We start from the raw sequence: 9,149 nt of genomic DNA, 5'->3' as shown, positions 1-9,149 counted from the left end.
CATCGACCGTCCGCCCGATGCAGCGGACTAAGATCGCGGCAGGCAGAGCGTCATCATCGAGAGACAGGCATGTTGCGAACGGCGACGAGATAGGCAATGCAGACCAAGGGGTTGCTGCTTTTGCTAATCGCAAGCGCTTTGGGGAAATGAAAATGACGAAATGGCACCTTGGCCTCGTGGCTCTCGCGGGCGTGTTGGCCGCATCACCAGCCGCCGCGACGATGAGTTGCTACGGGCCGGAATGGCAACGCTTCACCGATCCGCGGCTCGGCGTGACGCTCGACGTCAGCACCGATGTGCATCAAACCTACAGCCTGGGGGCAGAAGATTTCGTCAATGTCGAGGTAACCGAGCGCGCGCGGCCCGGGAAAGAGATCGGCGGCCGCTGCAGCAGCTTCAACTTCGGGGTCGTGGATTTCGGCATTTATGAAATTTCCGACGTCGCCGGCCTTCTGAAGGACCAGGCCGATCAGATCGCCAGCGGCGGCCTCAACAATTTCAAGGTCCTTAAAAACCGTCCCTTGACCTTCCAGGGTCTCCCGGCGCGCGAGGTGATCTTCTCGTTCACCATCGACTATTTCAACACCCCGGCAACCCACCGCTATCTGATCGTGGCGCGAGGAAACAAGCTTTACACATTCAACTGGGTATGGGGCGACGCCGGCGACGTTCCCCCCGATTCAACGCGCATCTACGACTCTATCCGGTTCACGCCCGTTGCAGCTGATCCGAACGCCCGGTCTCGCGCGATGCTGGAGGATACCATCCTCCTCTACTGGCTCCGCAGCGACTATCCTTCCACGATCCACATGTCCGCGTCGCTGCGCCGCATCGCCGATCCCAAACGCGCCGAAGAAAGCAAGATGGTCGCTGGATATGGCTATGTACAAAAGGTCGACTATCTGCGGACGGAGAAGGGGTACCGCGTCTTTCGGGTCGAGCACGGCAAGGCGGTCGTCGATTGGTATACGGCCGACGATGGAAGCCAGATTTCGGCGCTCTACTGGAAAAAAGTCCGTGATCTCTGAAAAGAGCTCGTCGTCACGCCATCGGACGATGGCATGACGAACCCGGCCACCTACGCCATCGTTCCGGATTTCCTCCGTTTCGAGGTCGGCGCGATCGGCCTCGAACTGGGCGGTGCGCATGGCGAGTATGAACGGCTGGAGCGGTGCATGACCGCTCCACTCAGTGCGATCGAGGGCCAGCCGATCACCAGCGCAGCGCAGCATATCGGCGCGCTACAAGGAATGCTGGTCGTCCTCGACGCCCAAGAGGACGGCTCCGACTGGAGCGGCAGCATCCGCCGGAGCGCCTTCGGGACAGGTACCCCCGACGCGCCCGACTATGTGGTTTCGATCGATCTGTCGCCCGCCGCCTTCGACCGGCTGCTCGCGATGATGCAAGCAGGTCGGACGCTCACCGGACTGTCGCTCGATTTCCAGAATATCGATGGTCCGCTGAACGAAGATCCCCTCGACCGCCCGATCCCTTGGGACGACGCCCGATATCCGCACGTCGCCTTGACCAACTTCTTGCTGCGATGGGCTTGAGGTGGCCAGTTTGGAGACTGGCAGATTTCAGTGAAGAATCTAGAACAGCGGACAGTTGCAACGCAATCCCGGTGTCAGAAACAAGGGCTAGATAAAGCTAGGAATGGGCCCGATTTGGCTGGTCTGATCAGGAAGCGCTACCTGGACCTCATCAACATAGCACCAGCCCCAACCTTCGGGCGGATCATATCCCTCGATGATCGGATGGCCCGAACGCTCGAAGTGCGCGCGGGCATGGCGATTTGGCGATTGGTCGCAGCAACCGACATGTCCGCATTCGCGACAGAGCCGCAGATGCACCCATGGGCTGCCAATTTTGAGGCATTCCTCGCAGCCCCGTGCACTCGGTGTAACGTCGTGAACCTGCGACAGGTGAGAACATCCAGACACAGCGAATTCCTTCAGGATTGTGCGAGCAACGAATGAATCTGCGAAACGACCGCCGCGCCCTCGCCGACCGCGGCGGCCACGCGCTTCGTCGATCCGGCACGAACATCGCCAATTGCAAAGACGCCGGCGCGGCTCGTTTCGAGCGATCGGCTGCCGGCACCGCTGACGATAAAGCCGTCCTCATCGGTGGCCACGCAATCGCGTGCCCAGCCGGCATTGGGGTCGGCCCCGATGAACAGGAAAAGGTGTCGCAGCGCGTAACGGCGGGCCTCGCCGTCGGCCGCTCTGCGAAACGTCGCCGCAGCAAGATTTCCGGCCTCATCTCCTTCAAGTGCAGACAATTCTTCGCCGGAATGGATTTCCACATTCGGGAGCGCAGCGATGCGGTCGATCAGATAGCGCGACATGGTCTCCGAAAGATCGCGCCGAACAAACAGGCGAAGCGTACGCACAAAGGGTGCGAGAAATACGATTGCCTGTCCCGCCGAATTGCCGCCGCCGACAAGGGCGATGTCTTCGCCTGCGCACAGCCGTGCCTCGATCGCCGACGCCCAATAGGCGACACCCTTTCCTTCGAAGGCCGCCAGATTGGGGACGTCGGGCCGGCGATATTGCGCGCCAGAGGCAATTACTACCGACCGCGCGCTGACACGGCGTTCCTCCGCGCAGACCAGGGTCAGCGGACCTGCGTCACAGACCAGCCGCTCGACGGCGACCGGGATCGCGATTTCGGCTCCGAACTTGAGCGCCTGATTGAAGGCGCGTCCGGCAAGCGCCTGTCCCGAGATGCCGGTGGGAAAGCCGAGATAATTTTCAATTCTGGCCGAGGCCCCCGCCTGTCCGCCCATGCTGCGCGCATCGAGAACGATAACCGATAACCCCTCCGACGCGGCGTAGACCGCGGTTGCGAGACCTGCGGGGCCCGCACCGACGACCGCGACGTCGTAGAGGTGATCGGGATCGAGGTCCGGGATGATCCCCAGGCAGGCGGCAATCTCTACGCTCGTCGGCCGGCGAAGAAGCGCCCCGCCGGGGCAGACGACGAGGGGAAGCTCGTCAGACGAAACCCCAGCCTGTTCGACCAGCGCGCGTCCCTCGCCATAGACGCGAACATCGAGAACAAGATTGGGCAATCCACTGCGGGTCAGAAACTCCTGTAGCGCGATAATCTCGGCGCTCCCGGGAATACCGATCAGGATCGTGCCGGCGCCTCCTTGTTCGATAAGCCGGACGCGCCGAAGGATCAGCGCCCGCATGATGATTTCGCCGATCTCGGCAGACCCTATCATCAAGGCCCGGAGATGCGCGGGATCGAAAGGGAGCGCTGTACATCCTAGGTCGCCTGCGTGTCCCCCGGCAATCGAAGGACGGCCGGCAAGCTGATTGACCTCTCCGGTGAACTGCCCCGCGCCATGGACGGTGATCGGCGCCGTGCGATCGAGCCCGTCACCGCGCGTCACCTTGATCTCGCCATCGAGAATGAGCCAGGCTGGCGCGCCGCGCTCGCCGATCGCATATACGGTCTCACCGGGCGCAAAGCGATGCTCCGGACCGCTGGCGAAACGCCGCGCAAGCTCGATCTGCGCATGGCTCAGAACGGGAAACATCTGGGGTGCGCGAGTATCGGGGTCGGTCATGATCATCTCCCTGGATGGGTAGGGGCGGCGCCGCGCGCCGCCCCTTCATGCAAAGCTCATTGCGTGATGAAGGCGAGCAGGTCGGGGTTGATGACATCGGCGTGGGTGGTGAGCATGCCGTGCGGGAAGCCCGGGTATATCTTCAGCGTTCCGTTCTGCAACAACTTGACCTGAAGCAGTGCGGCGTCGGTGTAGGGCACCACCTGGTCGTCATCGCCCTGCACCGCCAGCGTCGGCACAGTGATCGCCTTGAGATCCTCGGTCTGGTCGGTTTCGGAGAATGCCTTGATGCCTTCATAATGCGCCAGCGCGCTGCCCATCATGCCCTGCCGCCACCAGTTGCGGATCACCGCATCCGATACGGCGGCATCGGGACGGTTGAAGCCGTAAAAGGGCCCGGCGGCGACATCGACGAAGAAGGCGGCACGATTGGCTGCAAGCGCCTCGCGAAAACCATCGAAAACCTCGATCGGAGTTCCCCCCGGGTTCGCGTCGTTTCGCAGCATCAGCGGCGGAATCGCAGCCACCAGAATGGCCTTGGCGACGCGCCCCTGCGGCTGACCGAACCGCGCCACATAGCGCGCGACCTCGCCGCCGCCGGTCGAGTGCCCGATGTGCACCGTGCCCCGAAGATCGAGATGCTCGACGACAGCCGAGGCGTCCGCCGCATAATGATCGATATCATGGCCGATGTCGGTTTGCGATGACCGGCCATGTCCGCGGCGATCATGGGCGATCACGCGATAGCCATGGGCAAGGAAAAAGAGCATCTGCGCGTCCCAATCATCGGCGGACAGCGGCCAGCCGTGATGGAACATGATCGGCTGAGCGTCTTTCGGACCCCAGTCCTTGTAGAAGATTTCGGTGCCGTCGGGCGTGGTAACAAAAGCCATGATCGTCTCCTGTGAATGCAGCGGACGGCAAGACGTGTCCGTCCGGTGATCGAACCATCGGCGCTGCGGCTCCGCGGCGATATTATACGCAGGTTTCGGGTCGCCCGTTGAAGCCGGCAAACCTAGGTATGATGGCGCCTGCCCGCGCGATCGGGAAACAAGGGGGACATGCCGCTTGGCGGCGGACCGAAAGGATGCCCGATGACCCAGCAACATCAAGTCCCGATCTTTGCGCCGTCCCCTGTCGCGGTCCTGCCGCCCCTGCGGGAACCGAGCCGTGCCGACGAGGCCAATCACCGCATCGCCAACAATCTCCAGTTGCTGAGCGCGCTCATTTCCCTGGACGCCCGTCGGGTAGCCGACCCCGAGATGCGCGATTGGTTCGCCACAGTGCAGCGGCGCATCGGCGCGATCGCCAATGTCCACCGCCAGCTCTATATTGCACCTGACAAGGCCTTCGTGGACCTCGGCGCCTATCTTTGCGAGCTAGCCGAAGAGCTTGATGCGGCGGCAGCCGCTATCGAAGGCGAAAGCCGGATCCGGGTCGAGCCGGCTGCGGTCGATGTCCCCGCCGAAGATGCGACCGCGGTCGGGATCATCGTCTCGGAACTGGTCGGCAACGCCTTCAAATATGCCTATGCCCCGGGCGCGCCGGGTCACGTCAGTATCGCTCTGCGCGCTCTGCCGCACGGCGGCTACTGGCTCGAGGTTTCGGACCGCGGCTGCGGCATGGTGCGCGGCCAGCCGTCTGGAGGCACCGGCATCGGCTCGCAGCTCGTAGCGATAATGGCGCAGCGTCTGCGAGCGGCGCATGGGTGGCACGATAACGCGCCAGGAACGCGGTTCACACTATGCGTCGAACCACGTTGAATTTCGGTCTCGAGCCGCCTTCGCTGTTGCGATTGCGCCCTGGCTCGTCCAGCTTCCCCTGGGGCCGGCTCTCCTCGCCGGGCCAGCTGCGGGAGGCTTTGATGCGCGGGGATGCGGACGCCAGAAGGCTGGGCGCGCAGTTGCACGGCGCGATGGCGGCGACCCTCGCGCTCGTTATTTTTGCCCTCGATATTCTGAGCCCGCTGCAGGGTGCAGTAGCGGTGCTCTATACGACCGTTGTGCTTGTCGCATCGCGCAGTCAGATGCGCGCGCTGATATGGGCGGCCGGGAGCCTGACGATCCTGCTCGCGGTAACGGGCTATTACATCAGCCATTGGGGCGAACCGCTCGATTCGGCGGCGATGCGCCTCGCCGTCAGCCTCGTCGCGATCGGCATCACGACCTTGCTGTGCGTACGACATCAGCTATTGGCCGAAGCGCGCCGGCGCTCGGAAACACGGTATCGCACCATCTTCAACGCTGCCGGTCTGTCGATCTGGGAAAGTGACTGGTCGGCGGCCCACAGCCTTCTGGCCGACGTTGATGAGCCGGAACTCCCCATGATCCAGCGCGCGGCCCGAGCGGCGGTCATACGCGACGCAAATGAAGCGGCGGCGCGCCTATTCGGTTTGCAGGGCCGCGACGCGCTGGTTGGTCAGACGCTCACGCCGCACCACACCCCCGCGGCCGAGGCGACCTTTGGCGATATCGCGCGGGCGCTGACCTCGGGTGATCAGACGATCGAGCAGGAAACCCAGTTCCGAGACGCATCCGGTGAGCCCGTTGACGTCTTGCTGCGTGTTACCATCCCGCCTGGCAGCGATGGCTGGGAACGGGTTCTTGTGATGGCGCTCGATATTACCGAACGCAAACGCGCGCAGGCGCGGCTTGCGCAGTCACAAGCCGAGTTGACCCATGTCTCGCGTCTCACCACGCTCGGCCAGCTTGCCGCCTCCATCGCGCACGAGGTCAACCAGCCGCTGTCGGCGGTCGTGACCTATGCCAAGTCGGGCAAGAGATGGCTCGCGCGCGAGGCGCCGGATGCCGCCGAGGTGTCCGACTGTCTCGATCATATTGCCGCCAACGGCACACGCGCCGCCGATGTGATCGCGCGAATCCGCGATGTCGCGCGCAAGGCCGACCCGCGCCGGGAGGCCATAGCGCTTGCGCCGCTGATCGAGGAAACGGTCGCCCTGTTGCAGCGCGACCTGCAAACGCATGGGGTCGCCATCAAGCTGACTGTTGCCGCCGATCTTCCTCGCGTGGCGGGCGACCGGGTCCAGATCCAGCAGGTGCTGATGAACCTGATGCTGAATGCGGAGCAGGCCATGAGCGAGGTTCCGGTCGAGCGTCGAACACTGGACCTCAAAGCGCGCCGCGATGGCGACGCGGTGAGGATCGACGTCTGCGATGCGGGCACGGGTATCGCGGCCGATCCGGAAAGCCTTTTTGCGCCTTTCTTTACCACCAAGACGACTGGCCTCGGCATGGGCCTTTCGATCTGTCGCTCGATTATCGAGCAGCATGGCGGCACGATCGGTGCCGCGAACAATGGCGATCGCGGCGCGACATTCTGGTTTCGTCTGCCGATCGCGCCCGAGGGAGCCGAAGCGATATGAGCAATGCGGCACGCGTTCATGTTATCGACGACGATGCCGAGGTGCGCGGCGCCTTGGGGAGCCTTTTGCGCTCTGCCGGCCATGACGTTGCGCTTCATGAGGAAACGGAGGATTTCCTCGCGTCCGGGCAACCCGACACGGCCTGCTGCCTGGTCCTCGACATCCGGCTCCGCGGCGAAAGCGGTCTCGATTTCCAGGAGCGATTGGCCAAGCAGGGAATCCAGATACCCGTCATCCTGATGACGGGACATGGCGATATTCCGATGACGGTGCGGGGAATGAAGGCAGGCGCGGTCGATTTCCTCCCCAAACCGTTCAGCGATGATCAGATGCTGACGGCGGTCGCGGCGGCGATCGAAGCCAGCCGGACGCAGCGCGCCGAAGCCGCCAAAGCTATTGCCGTGAAAGAGGCCCATGACAGGCTCACCCCGCGCGAGCGCGAGGTCATGGCGCTGGTCGTTACGGGCCTGATGAACAAGCAGGTCGCAGCGCGATTGAATCTGTCCGAGATCACGGTCAAGATCCACCGCGGCAATGTGATGCGCAAGATGGCGGCGCAGTCGCTCGCCGACCTCGTCCGCATGGCCGAACAGCTCGGCGTGCGCGACGACAGCATCCACCGGTTTAACATCTGAGTATGATGGAAAAACGGCGTGGGCGGGCGCATTCAGAAAGTCCCCCGTGCCCCGTGCCGCTATTTCACTGGAATTGCTTTCGTGTCTTCTTCCCCCATCATAGCCATTGTCGACGACGATCCCGATGTCCGTGGCAGCCTCGACAGTCTGCTCCGCTCGGCCGGCATGACGCCGCGCTGCTATGCGGGTGGCGAAGAGATGCTGGCGAGCGGCGGGCATGAGGAGCTCGCCTGCATCGTGACCGATCTGCACATGCCCGGGATGACAGGATTGGAGTTGCAGGCCCAAATGGGCGCGCGCGGCTGGCGGACGCCCTTCATTCTCGTGACCGCCTATCCAACCGACGCCGCCCGCGACCAGGCGACGAGGGCAGGCGCTTGCGGATTCCTGACCAAGCCGGTCGACCCCGATCGCCTGCTCGACGCGATCGAAGACGCGATCAGATGGAGGGGCGCCGAAGCCGCGACGACGCCGAAGCTTTAACAAGGGAGATTTTTTGTCGCCGAGCGGCGCGTCAATCCGGACGCGGAAGGCGGCACTGGGGGCCTTGCGGAACCCCGTGATCGCGCGCTTCCTCGCCACATCGGCAGGATCGTCCGCAACAGGAAATATGCGATATCGCTCGCACCCGCCGCCGCATCGCAAGCGCGCAAGCCGCTGATCGCCGCGCCGTTGGTAATTCCGGCAGCCGGTGATCAACAAGATGAGACCGACAGCAACCGGGAGCATGTGTCTGTCAGGTTTCTCGATTGGAGGATGCGGCGACCCGCCGGGGGAGAGCGGGAGGCAGGCGGGTCGCCGCGGCCGAAGTCCTCAGAGGATCTTCGGCGATCGGCAGCTCTCGTAAAGGAACCAGCTTCGCCGTTCGGTCTCGTCGATCCACACTTCGAGCAGGCTCGCGGTGGCGACGTCGGCATATTCGTCGCATAGCTCATGAACGCGGCGCATCTCCGCCACGAGCTGCTTGTTGTCGCCGTGCAGTTCGGCGAGCATGTCCTTGGGATCGACGTAGGCGGCGTTATTGTCGAGGATCCGCTGGCGGCCAGCGATGTCGGAGATCGAGCGGATCGTCGTGCCGCCGATCTTGCGCGCGCGTTCGGCGATCATGTCGGTCATCGCGAAAATCTGATCGCCCTGCTCATCGAGCAGGAGATGATAGTCGCGGAAATTCGGCCCGCTCATATGCCAGTGAAAATTCTTGGTCTTAAGATAGAGCGCGAAGACGTCGGCAAGCAGACCCGCAAGACCCGCCGAAATATCGCGGGTAGCATCGGTGCCGAGATCTGTGGGTGTGCCGAGAAAGCGCTCGGCTAGCGAGACGCGCTGGTGTTGATCCGCCATCTTGATTCTCCTGGTCGGGGCGGCCCTATGCCGTCCGGCGGAGGTTTAGATACAGGCGAAAAGGCCTCATCCAATCCAAACAAAGGTTTGCATATCTTCGTATGATTGGCGGTTCGTCCGCCCCTGCCTAGCCTCCGCAGCAATCCGGAGAGCGACCCTCGCCTCTCCCTCATCGCGAAAGCATTCTACCATGACCGCACCCAACCATGTC

10 protein-coding genes are annotated in these 9,149 nt (G+C 63.2%); 6 read left to right on the top strand and 4 right to left on the bottom strand.

The genetic code is table 11. The features are described 5' to 3' along the window. Positions 1–17 precede the first annotated feature (17 nt). A complete protein-coding gene (locus P1IM2_RS01405; protein WP_186401206.1) occupies positions 18–1,028 on the top strand; it encodes a hypothetical protein in 1,011 nt (336 codons plus the stop codon). A gap of 33 nt (positions 1,029–1,061) precedes the next feature. After that, complete coding sequence (locus tag P1IM2_RS01400) at positions 1,062–1,553, top strand: hypothetical protein (protein ID WP_186401205.1); 492 nt, start codon at positions 1,062–1,064, stop codon at positions 1,551–1,553. Between the two features lie 87 nt (positions 1,554–1,640). Here the strand turns inward: P1IM2_RS01400 and P1IM2_RS01395 are convergent, their stop codons facing one another. Genes P1IM2_RS01395 through P1IM2_RS01385 form a run of 3 tightly spaced genes read right to left on the bottom strand, consistent with a single transcriptional unit; the run spans position 1,641 to position 4,473 of the window. Continuing rightward, positions 1,641–1,943: a UBP-type zinc finger domain-containing protein gene (locus tag P1IM2_RS01395; protein ID WP_186401204.1), complete on the bottom strand. Its 303-nt coding sequence runs from the start codon at positions 1,941–1,943 to the stop codon at positions 1,641–1,643. 11 nt (positions 1,944–1,954) lie between these two features. Next, on the bottom strand, positions 1,955–3,580 hold the full coding sequence (locus P1IM2_RS01390) for an FAD-dependent oxidoreductase (RefSeq protein WP_186401203.1): 1,626 nt from the start codon (positions 3,578–3,580) through the stop codon (positions 1,955–1,957). A gap of 56 nt (positions 3,581–3,636) precedes the next feature. Then, entirely contained in the window at positions 3,637–4,473 is an 837-nt protein-coding gene (locus tag P1IM2_RS01385) for an alpha/beta fold hydrolase (RefSeq protein ID WP_186401202.1), read from the bottom strand. 201 nt (positions 4,474–4,674) lie between these two features. On the opposite strand from P1IM2_RS01385, the gene P1IM2_RS01380 reads away from it, so the two are divergent. The 4 genes from P1IM2_RS01380 (at position 4,675) to P1IM2_RS01365 (ending at position 8,080) form a co-directional block, all read left to right on the top strand. After that, a complete protein-coding gene (locus P1IM2_RS01380; RefSeq protein ID WP_186401201.1) occupies positions 4,675–5,343 on the top strand; it encodes a sensor histidine kinase in 669 nt (222 codons plus the stop codon). Further along, a complete protein-coding gene (locus tag P1IM2_RS01375) occupies positions 5,325–6,962 on the top strand; it encodes a sensor histidine kinase (RefSeq protein WP_186401200.1) in 1,638 nt (545 codons plus the stop codon). The genes P1IM2_RS01380 and P1IM2_RS01375 overlap by 19 nt, the downstream gene beginning before the upstream one ends. Next, positions 6,959–7,597 carry a response regulator transcription factor gene (locus tag P1IM2_RS01370; RefSeq protein WP_186401199.1) on the top strand — a complete coding sequence of 213 codons (639 nt, stop codon included), beginning with the start codon at positions 6,959–6,961 and terminating at the stop codon, positions 7,595–7,597. Before P1IM2_RS01375 ends, P1IM2_RS01370 begins: the two co-directional genes overlap by 4 nt. Before the next feature lie 81 nt (positions 7,598–7,678). Continuing rightward, positions 7,679–8,080 (top strand): response regulator transcription factor, encoded by a 402-nt coding sequence (locus tag P1IM2_RS01365; RefSeq protein ID WP_217373083.1) that lies wholly within the window; start codon positions 7,679–7,681, stop codon positions 8,078–8,080. A 330-nt stretch (positions 8,081–8,410) separates the two neighbouring features. Here the strand turns inward: P1IM2_RS01365 and P1IM2_RS01360 are convergent, their stop codons facing one another. After that, on the bottom strand, positions 8,411–8,938 hold the full coding sequence (locus tag P1IM2_RS01360) for a Dps family protein (protein WP_186401198.1): 528 nt from the start codon (positions 8,936–8,938) through the stop codon (positions 8,411–8,413). Between the last annotated feature and the right edge of the window lie 211 nt (positions 8,939–9,149).

The organism is Sphingopyxis sp. P1IMeth2 (genome assembly GCF_900185685.1).
Lineage (GTDB): Bacteria > Pseudomonadota > Alphaproteobacteria > Sphingomonadales > Sphingomonadaceae > Sphingopyxis > Sphingopyxis terrae_A.
The sequence above is the reverse complement of the archived record's forward strand: the minus strand, read 5'-3'. Positions and strand labels throughout refer to the sequence as shown.

What these genes read in the sequence shown, in the direction of transcription:
- P1IM2_RS01405 (WP_186401206.1), top strand. Translation starts at nt 18, where the DNA reads ATGCAGCGGACTAAGATCGCGGCAGGCAGAGCGTCATCATCGAGAGAC.
- P1IM2_RS01400 (WP_186401205.1), top strand. Translation starts at nt 1,062, where the DNA reads ATGACGAACCCGGCCACCTACGCCATCGTTCCGGATTTCCTCCGTTTC.
- P1IM2_RS01390 (WP_186401203.1), bottom strand. Translation starts at nt 3,580, where the DNA reads ATGACCGACCCCGATACTCGCGCACCCCAGATGTTTCCCGTTCTGAGC.
- P1IM2_RS01385 (WP_186401202.1), bottom strand. Translation starts at nt 4,473, where the DNA reads ATGGCTTTTGTTACCACGCCCGACGGCACCGAAATCTTCTACAAGGAC.
- P1IM2_RS01380 (WP_186401201.1), top strand. Translation starts at nt 4,675, where the DNA reads ATGACCCAGCAACATCAAGTCCCGATCTTTGCGCCGTCCCCTGTCGCG.
- P1IM2_RS01375 (WP_186401200.1), top strand. Translation starts at nt 5,325, where the DNA reads ATGCGTCGAACCACGTTGAATTTCGGTCTCGAGCCGCCTTCGCTGTTG.
- P1IM2_RS01370 (WP_186401199.1), top strand. Translation starts at nt 6,959, where the DNA reads ATGAGCAATGCGGCACGCGTTCATGTTATCGACGACGATGCCGAGGTG.
- P1IM2_RS01360 (WP_186401198.1), bottom strand. Translation starts at nt 8,938, where the DNA reads ATGGCGGATCAACACCAGCGCGTCTCGCTAGCCGAGCGCTTTCTCGGC.